The 21,207-nt window shown below is 33.6% G+C and carries 20 protein-coding genes and 1 pseudogene; 15 read left to right on the top strand and 6 right to left on the bottom strand.

The features are described from left to right. Positions 1 to 87: 87 nt before the first annotated feature. The 10 genes from IGI43_RS09255 to IGI43_RS09210 all read left to right on the top strand — a co-directional run bounded on the left by IGI43_RS09255 (position 88) and on the right by IGI43_RS09210 (position 11,865). On the top strand, positions 88 to 786 hold the full coding sequence (locus IGI43_RS09255; RefSeq protein ID WP_438757508.1) for a DNA-binding response regulator: 699 nt from the start codon (positions 88 to 90) through the stop codon (positions 784 to 786). A 54-nt stretch (positions 787 to 840) separates the two neighbouring features. After that, on the top strand, positions 841 to 1,515 hold the full coding sequence (locus IGI43_RS09250; RefSeq protein ID WP_438757507.1) for a hypothetical protein: 675 nt from the start codon (positions 841 to 843) through the stop codon (positions 1,513 to 1,515). A gap of 10 nt (positions 1,516 to 1,525) precedes the next feature. After that, entirely contained in the window at positions 1,526 to 2,605 is a 1,080-nt protein-coding gene (locus tag IGI43_RS09245) for a DUF916 and DUF3324 domain-containing protein (protein ID WP_438757506.1), read from the top strand. Between the two features lie 12 nt (positions 2,606 to 2,617). Beyond that, a complete protein-coding gene (locus IGI43_RS09240) occupies positions 2,618 to 2,932 on the top strand; it encodes a hypothetical protein (protein ID WP_438757505.1) in 315 nt (104 codons plus the stop codon). A gap of 306 nt (positions 2,933 to 3,238) precedes the next feature. Beyond that, positions 3,239 to 3,982, top strand: coding sequence for a WxL domain-containing protein (locus IGI43_RS09235; protein ID WP_438757504.1), 744 nt, complete (start codon positions 3,239 to 3,241; stop codon positions 3,980 to 3,982). A gap of 206 nt (positions 3,983 to 4,188) precedes the next feature. Continuing rightward, positions 4,189 to 5,175, top strand: a complete 987-nt coding sequence (locus IGI43_RS09230) for a DUF916 and DUF3324 domain-containing protein (RefSeq protein WP_438757503.1) — start codon at positions 4,189 to 4,191, stop codon at positions 5,173 to 5,175. Between the two features lie 46 nt (positions 5,176 to 5,221). Next, positions 5,222 to 9,343 (top strand): hypothetical protein, encoded by a 4,122-nt coding sequence (locus IGI43_RS09225; RefSeq protein WP_438757502.1) that lies wholly within the window; start codon positions 5,222 to 5,224, stop codon positions 9,341 to 9,343. Positions 9,344 to 9,836: 493 nt separating this feature from the next. Then, a complete protein-coding gene (locus IGI43_RS09220) occupies positions 9,837 to 10,805 on the top strand; it encodes a WxL protein peptidoglycan domain-containing protein (RefSeq protein WP_438757501.1) in 969 nt (322 codons plus the stop codon). Continuing rightward, positions 10,798 to 11,385 carry a hypothetical protein gene (locus IGI43_RS09215; RefSeq protein WP_438757500.1) on the top strand — a complete coding sequence of 196 codons (588 nt, stop codon included), beginning with the start codon at positions 10,798 to 10,800 and terminating at the stop codon, positions 11,383 to 11,385. The genes IGI43_RS09220 and IGI43_RS09215 overlap by 8 nt, the downstream gene beginning before the upstream one ends. Before the next feature lie 81 nt (positions 11,386 to 11,466). Continuing rightward, complete coding sequence (locus IGI43_RS09210) at positions 11,467 to 11,865, top strand: LPXTG cell wall anchor domain-containing protein (protein ID WP_438757499.1); 399 nt, start codon at positions 11,467 to 11,469, stop codon at positions 11,863 to 11,865. Between the two features lie 591 nt (positions 11,866 to 12,456). Here the strand turns inward: IGI43_RS09210 and IGI43_RS09205 are convergent. Next, positions 12,457 to 12,807, bottom strand: coding sequence for a hypothetical protein (locus IGI43_RS09205; RefSeq protein ID WP_438757498.1), 351 nt, complete (start codon positions 12,805 to 12,807; stop codon positions 12,457 to 12,459). 322 nt (positions 12,808 to 13,129) lie between these two features. Between IGI43_RS09205 and IGI43_RS09200 the strand changes: the two genes are divergently transcribed. From IGI43_RS09200 to IGI43_RS09185, 4 genes are all read left to right on the top strand, one after another. Next, a complete protein-coding gene (locus IGI43_RS09200; protein ID WP_438757497.1) occupies positions 13,130 to 13,492 on the top strand; it encodes a hypothetical protein in 363 nt (120 codons plus the stop codon). 15 nt (positions 13,493 to 13,507) lie between these two features. Beyond that, on the top strand, positions 13,508 to 14,947 hold the full coding sequence (locus tag IGI43_RS09195; RefSeq protein ID WP_438757496.1) for a T7SS effector LXG polymorphic toxin: 1,440 nt from the start codon (positions 13,508 to 13,510) through the stop codon (positions 14,945 to 14,947). A gap of 860 nt (positions 14,948 to 15,807) precedes the next feature. Continuing rightward, a complete protein-coding gene (locus IGI43_RS09190; RefSeq protein WP_438757495.1) occupies positions 15,808 to 16,596 on the top strand; it encodes a restriction endonuclease in 789 nt (262 codons plus the stop codon). Continuing rightward, positions 16,566 to 17,606, top strand: a complete 1,041-nt coding sequence (locus tag IGI43_RS09185) for a DNA-methyltransferase (RefSeq protein ID WP_438757494.1) — start codon at positions 16,566 to 16,568, stop codon at positions 17,604 to 17,606. Before IGI43_RS09190 ends, IGI43_RS09185 begins: the two co-directional genes overlap by 31 nt. A 215-nt stretch (positions 17,607 to 17,821) precedes the next feature. Here the strand turns inward: IGI43_RS09185 and IGI43_RS09180 are convergent. Continuing rightward, positions 17,822 to 18,018: pseudogene (locus tag IGI43_RS09180) on the bottom strand (glutamine-hydrolyzing GMP synthase); the annotation flags it as partial. A 215-nt stretch (positions 18,019 to 18,233) separates the two neighbouring features. On the opposite strand from IGI43_RS09180, the gene IGI43_RS09175 reads away from it, so the two are divergent. Continuing rightward, on the top strand, positions 18,234 to 18,689 hold the full coding sequence (locus IGI43_RS09175; protein ID WP_438757493.1) for a hypothetical protein: 456 nt from the start codon (positions 18,234 to 18,236) through the stop codon (positions 18,687 to 18,689). Between the two features lie 240 nt (positions 18,690 to 18,929). Here the strand turns inward: IGI43_RS09175 and IGI43_RS09170 are convergent, their stop codons facing one another. From IGI43_RS09170 to IGI43_RS09155, 4 genes are read right to left on the bottom strand one after another with little or no spacing between them, the layout of a single operon-like run. Continuing rightward, positions 18,930 to 19,199, bottom strand: a complete 270-nt coding sequence (locus IGI43_RS09170; RefSeq protein WP_438757492.1) for a hypothetical protein — start codon at positions 19,197 to 19,199, stop codon at positions 18,930 to 18,932. A 12-nt stretch (positions 19,200 to 19,211) separates the two neighbouring features. Beyond that, positions 19,212 to 19,520 (bottom strand): hypothetical protein, encoded by a 309-nt coding sequence (locus tag IGI43_RS09165; RefSeq protein WP_438757491.1) that lies wholly within the window; start codon positions 19,518 to 19,520, stop codon positions 19,212 to 19,214. Between the two features lie 14 nt (positions 19,521 to 19,534). Further along, positions 19,535 to 20,731 (bottom strand): hypothetical protein, encoded by a 1,197-nt coding sequence (locus IGI43_RS09160; protein ID WP_438757490.1) that lies wholly within the window; start codon positions 20,729 to 20,731, stop codon positions 19,535 to 19,537. After that, a complete protein-coding gene (locus IGI43_RS09155) occupies positions 20,731 to 21,147 on the bottom strand; it encodes a hypothetical protein (RefSeq protein WP_438757489.1) in 417 nt (138 codons plus the stop codon). Before IGI43_RS09155 ends, IGI43_RS09160 begins: the two co-directional genes overlap by 1 nt. Positions 21,148 to 21,207: the final 60 nt, after the last annotated feature.

The following is a 21,207-nucleotide window of genomic DNA, read 5'->3' as shown; positions in this document are numbered from 1 at the left end:
TTTGTTTCTATTCTAAAAAAGAATAAACTATATTTAGTAAGATAAAAAACAAATTATTTGAATGAAATTTAAATGGGGAGGATAACAATGGTTAAATTAGGTTTTATAACATTAAATGGTGAAAAAGAAAATTGGTATCACAAATTACAATCCTATTCTGACATTGAAACGAGTCGACTAGATGAGCTTACTGAAAATAGTGAACAGGATAGCTATGATGCCTATTTTATTGTAGGAGGAGCTTCACAGCTTGCTGATATATGCAATGCTTATATGAAGAGTGTGCAGAATAATTTTTGTCCAGTCTGGATATACAAAGAAAAGTGTAATGCAAATGATCGACTATTGTTATATAACATAGGTGCAATTAGTGTTTTTAGTGAAGAAATGCATCAAGATGAAATTATAAAAGCAATACATAATGGTTTGACACTGATACAAAAAAACGTAGAGGATAAGAACAAAGAAACCATTAAAAGAAATAATGAAGAGCAATTTAAATTGATCAGTGAAAATCTTTGTGTGCATCTCGGTGATAAACCACCAATCTATTTGACAAAAAAAGAATATAAAACTCTTTCGCTTCTTTATTCGGCGTCTCCAAGAGCAGTATCCTATAAGGAACTATATGAAGAAATATGGGGTTTGCCTTATGATGAGAAAAATTATCGAATAGCAAATATCATTTTTCACTTGAGATCAAAATTAGAAAAAGATGTAAGAGCGCCAAAGTTTGTCAAAACAGTCAGATCTAATGGATATTTATTCAATAGTAACTATAAGTAATTTGAAAAGCAATAAGGTGAACGATTATTTTAGAAGAAATGGAAGGTAAGTAGTGTGACTAAATCATTAGGTAATTATTTTCAAAAGTATAAAAGGTATTATCTGATTGGAGGAGCAATCATCATTAGTTGGCTTGTCTATTCAGTGTTTTTTTGGAAGTTTTATCATGAAATGAATTTTTGGGTGGATAAGAATGTGAGGTATGTGGTTCAGTTGATATTTATCTCAAGTTTCTATCTAACGGAAATCATGGTATACACCATACTGTACTTTTTATTATTGATGATCAGTTTATTCTTACTTTTCTTCTTCTTCTTCAAAAATATCAAGGAAGTTGATTTTGGGAAAAGAACGTTAGTGACAATGGTATGTTTTGGGATCGTTCCGTTATTTTGTTCTATCTCATTACTTAGCACCCTTTGTTGGCCATATTTCCTAGCGATTTTGATAACTTCCTTTGTGATTGTCTATATCACTTATGCGATTACTAAGTATTTGTATGAGGATAATCAAGAACATTATACAGACAAGGAATGTGTAAAAGAAGCAGGTCCGTTTACTCAACTAGAGGAAGCTGAAACGTATTCAAACGAGTTTATTGCTTACTGGACGCCTTATTTTAAAAAGCAATCATTCAAATTAGTACATGAAATCAAACACCAAGATGAAGGATATCTAGTTGAAATTTATACTTCAGAGAGTCAAAACGAATCCAATTCATTAAGTTAGGAGAATTTTTTTGAAAAAGAGAATTTATAGTGCACTCATTTTAGTAAGTTGTGTATTTGTGAGTCTAGTGTCAACGAGAGAAGTTTTTGCGGAAGACGAGAACAATTTAGGGTATGTGGTGACACCACTCCAACCTAGTACACAAATTGATTTAGAAAAAAGCTACTTCTATATAAAAACAGTTCCAGGCGAAACACAAACACTACAATTACGTGTCGCAAGTACGAAAAAGGAAGAGGTTCATCTGAAAATTTATGGTGTTAATGCGATTACCTCAAATAATGGGACGATTGATTATACAGAAGATTTAGCCAAAATAGATGAAACGTTGAAAGAACCTGTCACTAGTTTATTAAAAGTAGGGACACCGGAAATTACTGTGGGCAATTTTGAAGAAAAAACGGTTGAGGTTCAAGTAACCGCACCAAAGGAACCCTATGAAGGTGTAAAAATGGGCGCAATTGTAGTTGCATTAGTCCCGGATAAAGAGAAGCAAAAAGGGATGTCAACAGAATACAATTATAAAATAGGCTTGATTACAGCAGAAAATGGAGATGAGTTTACCGACGGGAAAACACTAAAACTAAATACAGCCAAAGCAGCGATTCTCCATGGCAAAAAGATGGTGTTAGCCAGTTTACAAAATCCAGAACCTAAAGTAATAGATGATCTAAACATTGTAACAACGATGATAGAGAAAGAGTCTGGAAAAGTCATTAAAGAAAAAACAGTTCAAAATTACAAATTAGCGCCTAATAGTCACTTTGATTTTGAATTGGATTGGGGGATCAATGATTTACCTTCAGGAACCTATACCTTAAAGATGGATGCAAAAAATGCTAATGAAGAATGGCATTTGTCGAAAGACTTTAAGATCACGAATGAAGAAGCCAAAGAAATCAATGCATTAAGTGTCTTTAAGATTGAGACACCCACTTGGTTAAAAGCAGTCAGTATCGTGATGGTCATTACAAGTTTGGTATTGATGGGGACGCTCTTCTATAGAAGAAAGAAATGGGAGAAGGCGTGGAAACGATTGAGAATCGCTAAGAAAAAGAAAAAGAAAGGAAAAAATAAGAATAAAAAATAGGGGGTACGGACAATGAAAAAGATTTTACATGTGGTTTTTTTGGTAGCCATTTTCTCCTTCTTTCCGATACATACAGTGTTGGCAGCGGGAAATGAAGACTCAAATGATTTAGTCATACAAATTAAACCAGATGATGATAAAACAATCGATAAAGAAATAGTGGGAAAACCGACACCAAAGTTTCCAAATACAAGTGGACCTAAAACTGGCACTTTGCCCCATCTAGGTCAGATGATTACCTCGTTTATTCTCTTATTATCGGGAATCGCCTGTTTGATTGTCTTTTGTGGCGTGATTAGTTTCAAAAAAATTTATTATAGTATATAGGAGTAGAAAATGATTGATTATTTATGGATGTATATATTAGGAGCAATTTCCTTTATAACACTAGTGTATTTTTTAATGTCTTTTTCAAGAGATATCTTTTTAGTGAGAAGACTAAAGTTGAACAAATCAAGTTTAGTGATCAATTTTAGCTTATTACTTATTACATTGATTAGTTTAATTTTGGTTATCTATTTATTTGTATTATTAAAAGAACAAATTAAATTACTAGGCTAACAACAAACGATGAACGATTTACAACAATAACTGTTACTAACCTGTCTATAATAAAAGAAGGGTGAGAAATAAATGAAAAAAGGGTTATTAGCAACATTACTAGTATCAACGGGGGTTCTTTCTTTGGGACTAGTTCCAACAAACGCACACGCTGCAGATCAAACAGATTTAGAAATTACCATCAAGAAAGATGGTGGAAACAATGAAGGGGAAAAACCATTACAAGGCGACTTGGCTATTGCTTGGATTCCGGCTAGTATGAATTTTGGAGAGCAAAAGAACACTGGTAAAGGTGCAGGTGTTGTTAGCTTATATGAAGATACATTAAACAAACCTACTTTTTTAGCTGTGAGTGATGATAGAGATCCAAATGCAGGTGATTTAGGAAAATGGCGTACAGTAGTAAAACTTAGCGACTTTACAGTTGCTGGTAGTACAGAAGCAAATGCAGAAAAATTAGCAGATGCTCAACTAGAATTTACTACTGATGGCGTAAAAAATTATAAGCTTGAAAAAGATGATGAAGATAATATTATTGGTGCTCCAGACCCATCAACTGCAGGTGTATTGGAAAACCATGTAGGGAATGATATCGCTACTGTGGCTAAAGGTACTGTTATAAAAGTAGCTGCTGGTGGAGAGGCTGTTCCTGTTTTAGCAAAAGCGGCACCAAATAAAGAAAAAGGTGCATATGCAACTGAAATTCAAAACAGAAAATTGCGAGTAGCTTTACCTCAAGGTCAAGCAGGAAAAACATTTTCTGCAAAACTTACATGGAGTTTAGAGGATACATTCACAGGTACAGGTATCAACTAATAATAAAATAATATGAAAAAATTATAGATGGGTTAGTTAACAGTTATTGTTGTAAATCGTTCATATTCAAAGATAGAGTATCTATGACTGCTAATTAAGGATGATAGAGTCTCTATCTTTTAGTTTTAGTTCATATAAAGGAGATATACATGAAAAAATGGTTCATTTATTTAGTTCTATTCGTTTGTTTTATAGGAGTTCATCCAATGATAAGTTATGGGGAAAAGGAAAATGTCAATACGTTAAAAGATTTCTCCTATGAAGTTATTTTTCCGAAAAATCAGCGAAATAAAGAGGTAGGCTATTATGACCTTCTGGTACAGCCCGGGAAAAACGAAACAATTCAACTAAAATTGAATAATTTATCCACTCATAAAATGACGTTAACCTTAAAATTTAATAGTGCCAAAACCAATGGCAGTGGGGTGATTGAATATGGACCAAACAATTTTTTTAAAGATCCTTCTTTAACGTATGATTTTTCTGAGATTGTGACTGGACCAGATAAAGTAGAAATTGATGCTAATAATAGTAAAGTAGTGACGCTAATGATTCATCCTCCAATTGAACCATTTGAAGGATACATAGTAGGCGGAATTCAAGTGAAACCCCTTGATAACGTAGCGGAAAAGAATGAAAAAGGGAGCGACGTTGTCATCAATGAGTTTGCTTTTTTAATAGGGGTGCTGCTCAGTGAGAGCGATGTCAATAAGATTAAGCCAGAGTTGGAATTTCATTCTATCTCTGTCGATACAAATGGGAAAAATGCCCAACTTATCTTAAATTTTTCAAACAAACAACCCGTTTTTGCGGAAGGGATGAGTTTAGCCGTTGCAGTAAGAAAGAAGTCAGATGATCGTGTTATTTTTGAACTGAATAGGAATAGAATGCGCATGGCACCTAACACACAAATCAATGTTCCAATTCCACTCCAATATAAACTAAAGACACCAGGTGTTTATACGATGCAGACACATGTCACGCTCAAAGGTGGCGAATCTTGGTCATGGGAACAGGATTTTGACATAAGTGAAAAAGACATTCCTAAATTGAATACTCAACTGACCAAAATGAGCAATGAATCGAATACTTTTTTCATCATTCTTTTAGTAGTAGTGATAATTGTTGGTTCCACTATTCTATTATTTGTTTGGTATAAAAGACATAGAAGAAATGTAAAAAAATGGACATAATAAAATAAAAACAAATCGTGTATAATTATTAAAGGAGAGCTGGAAAATGAAAAAGAGGATTATTCAAAAAAAGAAGACAAAATATTATTTTGATATTATTTTGACCATTTGTATTATGATTCTATTGGTTGTTATACAGGCTGTACCAGTATTCGCGGAACAAAAGAAACAAGCTGTGACTGACGTGAAGGAACTTATTTTGAAACAAAATGAGGCTTTTCCAGACCTTGAAAATGGAACTGAATTAGACAAGTTGTTCATGTCTTTAGGTGTCTCTGAGTCAAAAGAGAATGAGCATTACAGATATGTTGATGCACAAGGAAATGAACAGAAACCAACAAGCGAAACTGTTGGATTTCAACAAGTTTATATTGAAACAACTGATAATACAGATCCCAATAATCGTATCGTTGTACCGGTAACCGTCACAAATGAGAATACCTCTTTCGTATTAGATAATCAGGTGGCGATACAGCTTGATGGGAAAAATGGTCAGATTATTTTATACCCAGAAGAGACAGCAAATAAATCAGCGGAAGAGTTACAACAGTTAGTAGAGAAAAAAGCTAATGCTCGTGCATGGAATACGTTGAATGGGTCTGAAGTTCAAGTAACGGTTAACAATACGACGATTTCTAATCGTTCTGTTGGAAAGTATACAGCAGAATTTCAGTTAAGCACTAATAAGGAACTCATTGCGACTGTGAAAAAGGACATCATCGTGTTTGGAGCTATACTTCAAAAGCCTGTTATATTGAATCAGAATCAAGATTTTAATTTAGAAGAGAGTTTAAAGAAGGTCTTTTCTACTGTGCAATCAGTAAAATCATCAAAAGCTTCGGATATCCAATATCAGGTAGTTGATGAGAACGGAATATCTAAAGATTTTGACACAAGTCAAATTGGTTTTCAATGGGGGTACGTAAAGCTTACTGATAAAGGTGATAAGTCCATTGCGACCATTGTGAAAGTCCCCGTTTCAGTTATTGAAAAACCAGAAGCAAAGAATAAAGCTAAATCAAAAAAAGTGATCAGTAACCTTGGATTAGAGAGCAGTTCTTTTGCGTTAGAGAACAAGATAGGAGTCAATTTTGACACACCATTAACTTTAACCGAAAGTGACGTGAAAGATAAATCAGAGGAACAAGTTATTCAGGAACTTAATCAGAAAATAGCGGTTAAAGCTTGGGATATCGCGTCTGGGGATTCAGTAAAGCCAGAGATTATGAGTATAAAAAAAGCAGATACTAAAATAGATGCTCGAGACATTGAATTTGCATTTCCTTATGAAAATAAGAAGCTGAAATACACTGCTCGAGCCATTGTTTATCCAGATGGAGTGTTTGAAGAGGATAGCCGAGACAATTGGTTGACAGCTGATGCAAGTAATCCGGGCACTCTTGTCAATGGGTTTAACGGCTCTATGTTAGGTTTTTCAAATTTTGGCGATACAAAAATCACAGAGCTTATGGGTTCTAATGTTAAAAAGCCTGAAATCGGATTATTATTTAGAGATAGTCAGAAAAAGAGCTATATTTGGAATGGATATGCTTATCCGCCACTAATTTCACAAATTCCATCTGTTAATTTTAAGCCACTATATGATAATCAAGCGATTGGATCTGAATATCCTCTCCCGTTCAATGAAGGAAAATGGAATCGATTTGCAGGACTTGGTTGGGATGGAAACGAAAACACAGCGAAACCAACAAAAGTATTGGAGAACTTAAGAAAAGAAAATAAAATCAAACAAATAATTCTTGATGATGTTAATAATGTTCTTTATGTATATAATGGTGGGTTTACTCGAAACCTAAACTTCAACTATACACTAGATATGTATAATATTTCTAATATTGATAAAACCTTTACTATGTTAGAAAGTGTTGATTTATACTTTAATAAGAGTGACGGAGTTCCTGTCTATGCACTAAGAGATGGCTCTGGCTTTAAGATGGAAAAAGATGGTGAAACATTATCAATAAAGTTAAAAGATAATCAAGGACGTTGGCTGTCAGGTTATAAAAAATGGAACGTCTATGATATGAATAGTCCTCTCAGTACAAAGTATGGAATGAATTATTTTGGCGATAGTTTTGCTGAGCGAAAGGGTCAAGAAGCTCTTGATTTAAAAGAAGGTGATTGGATTTTTGGTATTGATACTGAACATCCTGGAAGGTATGATTCGAGTTATGAATTGGGCGCTCCGGCTAAATTAGTTAGTCCAATGGAACGACTAAGAGTGGGATATGAACTCTTTTATGGCTCTGAAATTCCAAAGATGAAATTGGAAACCCAATTCACAGCGCCTAAGATAGGTTCCAATATTGATATGTATACAAGTCAATACAGCGAATACTATCGCCAAGGCAATTTTCAGTTGAATATGGCCTATACTTTAGGAGACATTCCAGATATAGGTGGAGGTGGCAAAGGAACACTTTATGTAACGTATCCGAATGGGACAGTTTCGGAGCAACCTTTTGAGGCTAATGTCAATGAAAATAAAACAGCTGGGATTATTCTCAATGTACCAAATAAGGGGTTCGTAGATCCAAGTGAACTTAATCCAGAAAAAATGGATAGTACTAAATTTACGATAAGTTCGATAGCTGTTGATGAAACGTTTCAAAATTTGGGAAAACTAGGGCAGCCTTCTAATGATGCTTATTCAGAAATGACAGTCTATAACTTTGCAGCAATTCCTAAATTTGTACAAAAGAAACTAGGGACTGCCTTTAGTTGGGGCTCTAATCCTAAAGAGTACATTGAAAGGTTAAATAAATTACCAAGTACGCCAGAAAATAAAATAACGTATGAATACGTAGATAAAGAAAATTTACCAGATACTACTAAAGATGGGATATTCAAAGTACCAGTTAAAATTACGGATACTGCGGAAAATGTGGAAACAATAATCCCCATCCCATTTATTGTCTACACTGATGCACCACCAACAAGTGGCTTGGACGTCGTTGCGTCAGATATTAGAGCGAATCCAAGTGAAATTCAAGGAAAATCAATGAAAGAACTTAAAGAATGGATTCTAGATAAATCTAACGCTGTTGGTGTGGATAGAACGACAGGTTCTATTGAAGGAGTTGATGTCAATGTCAATTCATTGAACGGTTTTAGTGCCAGTTCACTTCCGGGTAACTATAAAGTAGGCCTGATTGCCACTAAAGGGTCAACTAAATCTGCTGAAAAGATGATTAATATCACAATTACTAAGCCCAGCCTTACAACGACAGTACAGTTCGTGGAAAAAGGGAAAGAAAGCACACCAATCGCAACGACGACGTTTTCTGGAGCAGAAGATTCAGAAATAAGTGATTTGACGAAGGAAACAGGAATTAAATCAAAACTAGCGGAGCTAAGTAAACAATATGAGGTGAGTGGCGCAACAGATACGCAGGGCAAAGAGATAACAAGTTATCCTAAATATACAATCGGTAGCACCGAGAATAATACGATTCGATTGATTCTGAATAAGAAAAAACAAAAATTAACGGTTCAATTTAAAACAACGGATAAGGAAGACCTTGATCCTTCAGTTAAGCCAATCGTAATTGAAGAGACTATTGGTACTGAAATAGAACTTTCGAAAAATAAGCAAGTGATCAAAGTACTTAATGCGATCAAGGCGGAACATTATCAGCTTGTAGACCAGCCAGAAGACAAACTAACGATCAGTGAAAGTCCACAAACAGTGACGTATACATTTGATGGGAAACTGTTCATTGAATCAGCACCATCAACTATGTCTTTTGGAGAGCAAAAAATTCAAAAAGGGATTCATTTTATTAAAGTAAACAACGCTGAATTCGATAAACCTTTAGTTATTTGGGATAGTAGAAAGAAAAGTAAAAACTGGAAGGTCACAGCAACGCTTCAAACACCATTTACAAATGTTAGAGATTCAGCACAAACACTACCTGACGACGTATTAGGCTACAAAAAAGATAACGACAGTATAGTTAAGTTTAGGCAAGGAGATGCAGAAATACTAGCAGAACGAACAAGTGAAGGAATTAAAAATGAGTACACGTTGAGTGAAGATTGGAAATCAGGAAAAACAGGATTTAGGATAGAAATTCCTACAAATGAAATTGTAACTGCAGGTGGTTATATGGCAAAGATTTTATGGCAAGTAGCAAATACGCCATAAAGTAGTTTATAAATGAATGGAGAGAAGACAAGAAGGAGTACTTTTTACTATAAAATAAAGTGTAACCTTCTTGTCTTTTACTTTTTTTACAAATGGTGTGGAAAATCACAACTATTTTAAATCAAAAAATAGGGTTGGGAAGATTAAGCGTATACATGGTGTTTTATTTTATTTTGAGAAAGAATAAACTATAGTTGTCGATATACAAGTTAGACTTTAATACAATAGGATGAAAAGCTTAGCAGTTTTTTCTGAGATTAGGTTGCTAATCAAAAGTACCGATGTAAAAGACAAAGGAACAGAGATAAATGAATAAGGGAATAGATAGATTTATTTTCTAAGCTAAATCGGTTATTTTGTCCAGATGATTGCATAACCAAGGAGGATAAGTATGAAAAAAAAATATATCTGAAGTACGTTTTTTCTCTTCCTATTATTTTTCTTTCCACAAGGAATGCAGGCAAGTGAATCGTCTGAACAAGAGGGATTTTATGTGAAGGCTATTTTCCCTGACAATCAACGGGAAGAAATAAATACGTATTATGATTTAGTTATAGAACCAAATCGTACACAAGAAGTTCAATTGGCTATTGTCAATAACACAAAGGACTTTAAACAATTTTCAATTACTGTGGAGAATAGTTTTACAAATGATGACATTTCTATAGGATATGGGAATTTAAAAAAATATGATCCCACACTAACTATTAAATTAACCGATTTAGTCACGGTACCAGCAACAGCTGAATTGGAACCTCATCAAACGAAGATTCTTGCTTTTACGATAAAAACACCAAAAAAGCCTTTTAAAGGTATAGTACTAGGTGGTATTAGAGTGACAGAAGGTAACGAAGAAAAGCGAGCATCTGCTGGGGTGACGAATCTATTTTCCTACGTTTTACCAATTGAAATGAGAATGAATGAAGAACCAGGGCAACAAGAACTGGTGTTTAAAGAAATTCTTGTCAAAAAAAATAAATATGCTACACAACTAAGAGCGTCTCTGCAAAATCCTCAGCCTATATTATTATCTGGTTTGACCGTAACAACGAAAATATTCGAAGAAAAAGAGCAAAAACCATTAGTAGAAAAAACGGTAAAAAACCGTCAAGTGGCTCCAAATACCAGTTTTTATCCTACTATTTATCTGGATAAAAAAGTATTACGGCCAGGCAAGTATCGAGTAGAAGTATCTGTGAATGGAAAAACACTTTCTGAGACATGGAAGCAAACTATTACGTTAAAAAATGATGAAATAAAGGAAATAACTAAAAGTTTCCAGATAAAAAATACAACAACTGAGTATGGGGAAATGATTTTGTTTTGTGTTCTAGGGCTTTTCTTGTTATGCGTGGGGCTTATAGTATGGAAGCGAAAAACGATTCTAAATATAGCAAAACAAAATAATAAGAAAAGAGATATAGACAAGTTAAAAAAAGAAAGTAGGAATGATGATGTTTAAAAGTAAAAATGTAGTAACAAGTTTAGTCGCGGTATGCGTATTAGGAGGTTTTTCCCCAACACTTGCACAAGCAACAGAAGCAAGTAGTAAAAGTGATGCCACTTTGAATGTGACAAAAGCGAAAGAAAGTGGTTCATTAAGATTTGACACACCTGAAAAATTAAATATTACCTTTGCAGATATGGAGATAAGTGAAAAAACGTTAAAAGAAATTGAAACAAAAGGAATTGGAGAAAAAGACGGAACGAAAGCACAGTTAAAAGTAGTTGATGAACGAATGGATATAAAAGGCGATCCTACTTTTTACGTAACAGCTAAGATGACTGAAGGAAATTATGGTGATAAAAATTTTTTACAAAATGGAATGTATGTATCGTTGGGAACCGACACAAGTGAAGGGGCGTATCCCTTTGACTTAAATGGAGCTCAAGATACAATCATTGCGACGGGAGATAAGAAAACTCCGATTGAGAAAGATTTGAATGCTCGATTGCATGTTTCAGGAAATGCACTGGATTTAAAGGCCGGAAATTATGGTACATCTATTACATGGACTGCAGTTCCAACTGTTGTGCAGTAAGAGTAAGTCTTAACAATCTAAATCGAATAAAGAAAATGATGAACTGAATGCAACAATAAAATAGAGAAGGGAGTGGATAATGTGAATGATTTAAAGAAACAAATGATTCTTTCTATCATTTTAGTTTTCTCGTTTTTCCCTTTGTTTACAATGATTGTACAAGCAGAAGAAACACATGATGTTTCAACAATTAATCAAAGTAACGCGTCTATTATTATAACTACTCCAAATCAAAAAGAGAATGACGTTGGTGAGGATCATCATACTGAAAAAATCGACTTGACCGGTAAACCAGAAGGTAGACTGAATCAGAAAAAAACAGTTGGAAGATTACCAAATACAGGAGAGCATTCGGCACTAGTAGGTTTGATTGTAGGGAATACTCTCTTACTTGTTTTATTAGTCTTTTCTTTGAAGAAAAGACGAGAGCAAAAGAATTTTAAAAAGTTAAATTGTATAACGAGTAGGAAAGACACATAATCCTGTAAAAAAGTTCTTTTGTGACCCCTTAAGAAATTTTATCTAATATAAAAGGATTCGAGAGTTTTTGAAGTGTGTTGACTGGAGCTTTTTTATAGACTGTTATCAAAATTTTAGCATCACAGATCTCTGTAATTTCAAAAAAGTACTAGATAAATTATAATAATTTTTTTATAAAAAATAATCGTCTGAAATTAACGTAACTATAATTTCAGACGATTATTTATATATTATATTTTGAAATTATTTAGAAAATAAATTAATAGAAAAAAGGGGAAGCAATACAATTATGGAGAGCAAAACTAAAAAGTGTAAATATTTTTTTGGATAGAAAATAGATAATTGCACCGTTATCAGAAAAATTATCATAACTTGCTTTAGTTGTTATCCATAATACTCCAAATGAAATTAAAATAGCGAGAAGGCCCCAAACTGTAATAAAAAAATCTTAATATATTCATAGTTTAACTATCTTTTTCATCCTTATTTTTAACTATTTTATAAGTCTGTCTTATCACTTGTAGCGTATAGTTCATCAGCAGATAAACCACTATCATTCGAAATTTTTTCTAAACGTGATCTTTCTTGAATTCACCAAACGATTAAATCTCTTAAATCAATTGTAGGGACTTTTAAAGATTGTAAATTATCGATAGTATCATAAACATCATCAAAGTTATCTGTGAATAGTGTTACGTCCTTTGTGATAGTTAACATAACTCTTTCGCTTCCACCCATCGCAAAGCCAACATTTGCACCTAAAAAACTTGCATCGCTTCCTAACTCAGTGATACCCATTTCAATGCTATTTAATAATTCATCAACGAAACCAAAATCACTGCTGTGACCCGAAACGAATTGCTGAAAATCCTGTACTACCTCAATATCATTCATAACTTTTGTCAGATTAAACTCGTTAAACAATTTTCCAATAATCGGCATCTCTGCTAATTGCGTTAAAATTTTATTGTATTCCGCCGTTAATCGTTGCGCTTCAAACTACAAATTTTGTAAATTTTTCATATCTATCTTTTCTTTTTTGTGTCTACATGGTTTATCAAAAAGTTACAAGTATACTGAATAATTTCAAGTAGCATGAGCTTTTCTGAAAGTAGTGCCGCTAGTGCAATGAAAAGCAGTGTTTCTTCTCTTAGTACCATCGTATCAACCTTTAAAAGCAACGCGTCTAAAGACATTGGAAACTTAGAAAAAATACATCAAGCCATCAAACAGGCTGAAAAAAATGCAGTAAAGTAGGTACTTTATGGAAGAAAAACAACTACAAGTGAAAATCGAAGAATATGAAGATCGAAAAATAGAGTTAAAGAAAAAAGACACCGAAAGTGATTTTCTACTCAATGATCTACAACGTGTTTACCAACAACAAGCAGAGATATTAGAAGAATTTCTCTATTACAGCAAAGGAACAGAAGCAGAACGTTCAGCTAGAATAGATTTAGAAATGCTAGAAGATGAACGAACAGAAGCGTTCAGAACCTTTGATGCGGGCAAAGAAGAGTTAACAGAATTAGTCAGTGAAACAGAACGTAAAAAAATCCAAGCAGAAGACGACCTCCTATGGCTGCAAAAAAAGAAACAAACACAAAAGGAGAAGGAAGATGTCTAAATTTAGATATACTGAATGGCAGATGAAGTCCAAACGCTACGTTTAACAGTATTAGATCAACTAAATTCCTTTAAAGAGGCGCAACAAGCGATTCAAAGTGCAGGGAAATTATCTGGTACAGGTTGGGATTCGACCAAAAGTTACTTTGATGCCTACTCAGAAGTATCAACGACAGTGGGCAATGCCTTAAATACCCTTGATGATGCGCTCACCTCTTATTTGAGCGCCTTTACCTCAGAAGTTGGACCAGCGGAAAATGATTTAGATACTGCTAAAATGGAAAGTCTGAAAGCTGAGTTACGTCGTTTACAAGCAGAAAATGATGTGATCATGGAAGCTTTGGCAAAAGCCTTTGAAGATGTGCCATTTGTCAATCAATTTTTTAATAAACAAAGTATGCTAGGAACAGCCAAGAAAATTGAAATCCTCGAAAAATATAGCGCTTTTGAAGCAGTGCATGGCAGTGATTTCTCAGATGTACAAACAGTTATTGCTTCGATTGCCGAAGGATTAGCTTTTCTAGGTAGTGCCGGGAATTTTTCAGGTGGGAAAGATGGTTATAAAACCATTGATTTTAAAAATCAAAAATGGTATAAAGCACTAAAGGACTTTAACAAAGCACAACCGAAAGACCGAATTGATGTGGTCATCAAAGAATTATCGAATGGCGTCGAATATCAGATTTATCGCAATGGGAAATTGGATGTTCAAAAAATAAAAGAGCTACATGAACTGTTTCGTGTTCATAATGTTGAATTGTTTAAAGAGTATGGACCAGAGATTTTTAAAATCCTTACCAATATTGATGATATTGAGATCCTGCTTGCGAAAGATTCTACAAAAATGCAACGCTCATCTTCAGGTGTTTTCTTGTTATTAGCTGTATTGCCGATCGATCGAGTGAAAGATATTTTGAAGTCGGCTAAGTTGCTTAGAAATGGCGATTATACGCTGGATGCAGTTAAGTTGACTGTTAAAGAGTGGGAAGCGTTGAAAGAGTTTGAGAAGTCGGCAGGAGTTGTTAAGACTGTTGATAGAGGGAAAGATACAGGTAATATAATTAGAAATGTTGAAACACTTGATGATTTGAAACGATTGAAAAATACAGATATTTTTACAGACAAGTCTCTAGAGCATGTTTTTGAAGGAGAACTGACAAAAAGAGGGGCTTCAGGATATCATGTTGATACTAGACAATATCAGGTGAATATAAAGATTAGTGTGAAATTTATAAAAAATGATATTCTCATTCGCAGTGGCTCATTATTGAGAATTGTAAAAAAGGTAAATAATGACATTTTCTTAAAAGTGAATTATGGTACGAAACAATATTTTTACTCGGTTTTGAAAAGGTTTAATGATCTTGTAGTAGCAGTACCTCGAGACTCTGATGCTGTTCAAAGCGAATATAAATATCAACCTATGATTTTCAAATTTTTGATTCAAATCATGTAAAAATGGATGATTTCTCAACGCTGACGCATCCTCATCAGCAATCTGAAATAGCTAAAGCACAACGCCAAGCGGATGTAGTTGATCAATCATCTAATCAGCAAGCATATGACGAAACAGCTCAACAAAATTATCAATCGGCTACACAATCAAAGGGGGTACATATATACCTCCTGCTCAATCTAGCAGTATTGCGGATAGGTCCTTGGAGGCATCGATAGTTTATCTGTATACGGCTGGGGAGAATGGCAACCTTAGTCATCTGCATAATAAAGAAATGTCGGTTTCTATTGAGACCGATTTTCTTGTCTTAAAATGTCGTAGAACGGAGTGATAAATAAAAACATAAGTATTACTATTTTTTGAATACCTTAAAGTTGTAAATTGATTGCATTAGTAATATAGTATAAAATTATGCACAAGTGAATATATTATTTATTAAAATTCTTTTTAAAAAGAGGTAAATATACTGGAAAAAGAATTTATCTTCAATCGAAAAATAAAAATACTAGAAGAGATGGGAAATCTAGATGATTATGTAGTTCTATTTTTAGATAATTTAGAGGTTCAAATAGTAAATAAGCATTATATAAAAGGACAAAAAAGACGAATTTATTTTGAATATTAAATGACGTTCATTGTCAAGTATCCACAAGCCACTTCAGATAGTTTAAAAAAGTAAACTTTTTTGTCCCATGAGTGCCCTATGTAAAATTAAATAATTATAATTAAATATTTTGCGTAATTTATTTTTGAAAGTTAAATATCACTATCTTTGGCTATATGTTAGTAAAAAAAGTCAGATATTTACGAAAAAAAGTGATATAATTTTGAGTGTTAAATTATTTTAGAAGGTGGACACTATGGAATATACTGACTTTGATTTTAAGATACCTCGCGAGGATTCGGATTACTTTGAAAACTCAAAGGCCATTACTGAACGGATGGAGGCAATGCTAGATTACGCACTAGCCAATAATAGACATCGAATTGTATTAAATACCAACTTACGAAAAGGATTGCCTTTAGAAAATATCAATAAAATTGCAGGACCGCTAATTGAGGCATGGGCGCAAGAAATTTTTGAAGATGTTTTAACTGAAGGTGAGAATCATTATAATTTAGTTAATGTCGAAGCTCAAACTAGACTAGGGTTAGCTGATGTGATTCTTCAATTTGAAAAAAGTGATACAGACAACAGAAGTATTACGGCTAATGTTGATGTAAAAGCTACTTCGGCAGATATTAAAAATTCTGGAAAAGGGCCGAATATCACTTCTTTTTCGCGGATAAGAACTGCTTACGTGGAAGATCCAAATTTTTATTTTATTGTATTAAGCATAAAACATCAAGTTATCTCAAAGCAAAATGATGAAACATTATTGATGGATGGAATAATGGAAATAACTGATTTTAATGCCTATGATTTTAAGTTTTTAGGCGATAATGATTTAAATTATAATCCTGCGCTTGGTACTGGGCAGTTTCAAATTAGGGATATCCACTATGTGACACAAGAATTTAGAACCACTTGGGATTTTTGTCAGATGCTTGATAGAAAATATTTAGCGAGCAGTCGTCGTGATATAAATCAATGGTATAGGGAGGCTGAACAACATAAATGGATAAAAGGAATGAAAAAATCGAGATAATTAACGGTGATGCAATGACCGAGATAAAAAAATTAAGTGATGATAGTATCAACTTGATAATTGCAGATCCTCCTTACAACTTGTCAAAGGATTACATCTCTACTAAGGATAACATGGAGTTTAATGAGTATATTAATTTTTCTAAGGCTTGGTTATCTGAAGTAAAACGAGTATTGAAGCCAAATGGAACTATGTACATTTTTATGGGTTTTAGGTTTATATCATACTTATACTCCATAATGGAACAAGATTTGGACTTGCATTTCAACTCATGGATAACTTGGCATTATACTCAAGGCATCGGAAAAACAAAAGGATTTAGTCCTAGGCATGATGATATATTAATGTTCACAAAAACGGAAAAATTTCAATTCAATATTGATGATATAAGAGTACCCCAAAAGTTTTACAGGTCAAGAAACAATATGCGTGGTGCAAATCCTGGCAATGTATGGAAATATAGTCACGTTCATTACTCTAATCCTAATCGTCAACCGCATCCTACTCAGAAGCCTGAAGGATTAATAGAACGAATGATTTTGGCTAGTTCGAATGAAAACGATATAGTGTTAGACCCTTTTCTAGGTAGTGGTACAACCGCAAGAGTATGTCAACAGCTAAATAGGCGATGTATTGGGTTTGAAGTTGAAAAGGAATACACGGATATGACAAAAGAGCGGTTATCTAGTGTTTTTAATGGATTTGACTCAATTGATGAAAGATTACTTCGTGTTCCAAACGACTTAAATGACAGTAATATTCGTTTTGACTATCTTCAGAATCATTTAGATTGGTTTCTATCTAAACACTTGAATAGATTACCGGATTTCATTCTGGAGTATTTAGATAAATATGAGAAAAAAATAACCCTACCTGAAATTGAATTTATACAAGAGTTGACTTTCCCAGCTGACTCAGCAGGAAAAAAAGTTAAATCTAGGTTAAATAACATTTACTTGAATTCTACAAAGAAAATCCCAAAAGCAGAACAGAATGAGCTGTTTACTTAAATCGAATGCATTCTTTTGCAGAACCTTTCCAATTCAATTGTTACCTTAAAATTATATTGAAAATGTCGTCTCAAATAAAAAAGCCCCTTTTCAAAATAATTAGCAAGGGGCTTTTTAGTAGGAAACTATATCTTTTTTATGAAAATCAAACGTTTCATAAGTTGAAAAACGTTGATTTGACGACATTTCCGACTCATATTATGTTGGCTCTTTACCCACTTCATAGTAGTAGGTGGCTTACTCGTAATATCATAAACAATCTGGTTCACATGATCCATTTCATTCACGATTCTCACAGAAATCTTCTGCAACTCCTCCAAGGAATTATAGCAAAATCAGCTATCATCACATCGATCAAAGTTACTGTACGAATCCTCACAGTATAATCGTACGTACGGGCATCACCCCTCACTTCAAATCGCATCAGAGTTACGCACGATTTCTAATTTTTTTGTTATACGAATCAGTTGGACTTTAAAAAATAGACTTGACAATATGGAATTTTTAGAATATTCTAAAAACATAATGTAATTTACATTTTCCTAAATGCGATATTAGCCAATCAGAAACGTTGAATTTAAAACAAATTTCAAGAGTTTAGAAGATGAATTCAAAAAATATATAATTGTGGGAAGAATCTACAAAAAAGTACTTGAACTATCGAAGAAAAATGATTGTAACTATTTTGAGTTTTGTATTCGACATGATATTGATTTTTCTGAGGATGGTTCTTATCAATATTCAGAAAATGCCTATCGACTAATAAAAGAGTTAGAACCTTTTTTGATAGCTGAAAAACCAACTAATAGTTGGGTAACTGGATTGATTATTGCTCGAGAAGATGAATCTACCTTATATAGATATCGTTTTGATGAGCATTCTTTAGCTAAATTATTGAAATATTCCAATGCAATGAATGACTGGTGTGGCCCAAAGCTACCAGAAGACTTAGTTCTTTTTCAAAATGAAAAGCCATGGTTAGGGTTTGTTGGTCATGAAGAAATGTCATTTTGGTTTTTAACTAAGTTTCAAGAAAAAGAAGTTGCAGAATTAGGTTTAGAACTATTTAATGGAGAAGAATAGCAAAGAGCAGTTACTTGAGCTTTCCATGGTTAATCGTATCATAATTAAATAAAAAGCTTTGGAATCCCCTATAAATAAGGATTTCAAAAGCTTTTTTTCTTATTCCCACTCAAAAATAAATTAGTTTTACACGGTACGTAATAGTTGAGTTTACGCCATTTTAAGTGATTTGAGTTTGTTTAAAATGTACTTAATTTTAGTAGAGTGTTATCAAAGTGTTATCAATTTAATCATTGAATGCTAAGAAGATAGCTTATCTAAAGTTTGTTGTTGCTTCTCAAAAGCTTCTGTTACTTTTTTTCCAAACTGACCTTTAACAGCACCTTCTAATGTTTGAGAGGAAGAAGACAGTGCCTTGTTAGCACTTTCTATTGCTGTTTCACCTTGCTTTTTAGCTTCTTGTTTCATGGTACGAGATTTCTGTATCTTGGCTGAGCCAATTGCTTGTACACGTATTTTTTCTAAATTCCTTTTTAACTCTTTCAATAATTTTTTAGCTAATTCTTCCAATAGAACAACTCCTTATTCTTTATTTGCTTTTTGGAGGTCATTTCGGTAGTCTTGTTCAAGTTTTTCTTGTTGTTGATACAGCTGTTTTTTTGCTCTTGATAACTCTTCGTGATAGTCATTTTCTATTTGCATAATTGATTGTTTGGCACGATCAAAAGGCTCGCTATCTGCAGCTGATTGTTGAACAATTCGATAAATATCTGATAACGTTTCTTGTATCAATTGTTCCCCTTTTCGTTGTGTATTTTTTAGTATATCTTCATCCTCTTCGAGTTCACGGCGTTTTCGCTGATAATCGGCTGTAATCTGTTCCTCTTTCATCTATTAGCTCCTTTTTAAGGCTTTAATTGTTGCGCTAGTTGTTGATCTGTTTGAACCATTTCGTTGATTTTACTTTTGATTTCTTTAGATAACGATTCGAATTTCTCATCCATCGTTCTTGCTTTATTGATTTTTTGCTGAAAAAATTCGGTTGGTTCACCAACTATTCGTTGTTCAGTAGCTCCTATCGCTGATAAGCTATCCTTCATTTCATTATCCGACAGTACTTCTATTTGAGAACGGGCTTCCCGTAATGTTTCTTGCCAGATATCTTCAGCATCTGTAATTGCGTTTTGATATACTTTTATAGCAGTAGCCATCGCATTTTGATAGGCTGCTCGTCCTGTGTTAACTGCTAGTAACGCCTGTTGGTCATCTAAATAAATTTTTTCATTCTTTGATAGTCCACCACCACTGGTAGTTAGTTTGGCTTTTAGTTGATCCAACATAGTCAATTGAGTTAAAAATCCACGCATCAGAAAATGACTAGCTTGTATCATGGCTCCTTCAGAATTGCCCAAACTATCTGAAATTTTTAGTTGTCCTGTTTTTTCATCAAATGTCCAACTATTTAATTTATGACTATTACCATCTATCCATACAATTGTTCCAAAATCATCACTATTTCCAAAACGAGTATTAAAGTCATTCCATAGTGTGACATCATCATTTTTTTGGCGATAATTCAAAAATAAGTGAGGATTTTCTTTCATAAATTTTTCCTCCGCTGGTGTTAAGGAACGATATTGAAACCAGCCACTAAAAACTGTTGTTGGTATTTTAAAGTGAGCGCCTACTTTTAGTATATAAGCTGATTGGGAATAGCCAGATAGCTGATTAATTGTCCAATTCGGATTGTTGTCAATGAGTTCTCCCACGTACTGTAAAGCGATGTCTGCTTGAGGAGAACCATTCGGAGACATTCCTTTTACAGCTGCTTTTAAATCGTCAGAGTCACTAGGATAGGTTCCAGCTGCAACGACTGTTACTTGTCCATAGTCTGGAGTACCATTCACTATGGGAGCCACTGCCATGCCTTGAAACCCGTAGTCCCCATTTTTGACTGAAAGAACTTTGTAATCAAAATTCCCCAGAGGGAGAATGTCTCCAGGTTTAATTTGCTTCTGTTTCTTTCCGTCATCGCGAACATAATTAGGATCTACTTCATAAACAAAATCATTTAAATCAACCAATTCCCTATCTGTAGCCATCATATTTCTCCTTCACTTTTATCAGAATAGATAACCTTTACTGGAGTACTAGTCATTCCACTCTTAATAATATCTCGAAAATCAGAATCTATAGGTCCGAAACTAGTAAGTTTTTCCTCGTTATCCTTATATATGATATTACCAGTATCTTTTGTTCCATTTTGTGTTGTTATGTTAGAAGAAAAATGCCAAAAACCAGTTTTTTCATTATATACACCAGACATTTCTGGAATAAATTCAATTTTTTGAACGTCTACAAATGTATTTTTTATCTGTTTGGCTATCTTTTTCTCCATTCTTAAAATTTGCCTTTCGTTCCTCTGCTGTTCATGTTCTTTTTGATTAAAAAGCACACTAGCACCTCCTATTAGAATAATGATAATAATTCCTATTAGTATCCATATTTTTTTTCGCAAATTCATACCTCATTTGATTTTCTGCTTATTAAGTAAGTTATCATGATCTTTATTTTATCA

This window comes from Enterococcus sp. AZ126, from assembly GCF_051714545.1.
Taxonomy (GTDB): Bacteria; Bacillota; Bacilli; order Lactobacillales; family Enterococcaceae; genus Enterococcus_L.
Note: the sequence above shows the minus strand (reverse complement) of the source record. Positions and strands in the feature narration are given on the sequence as shown.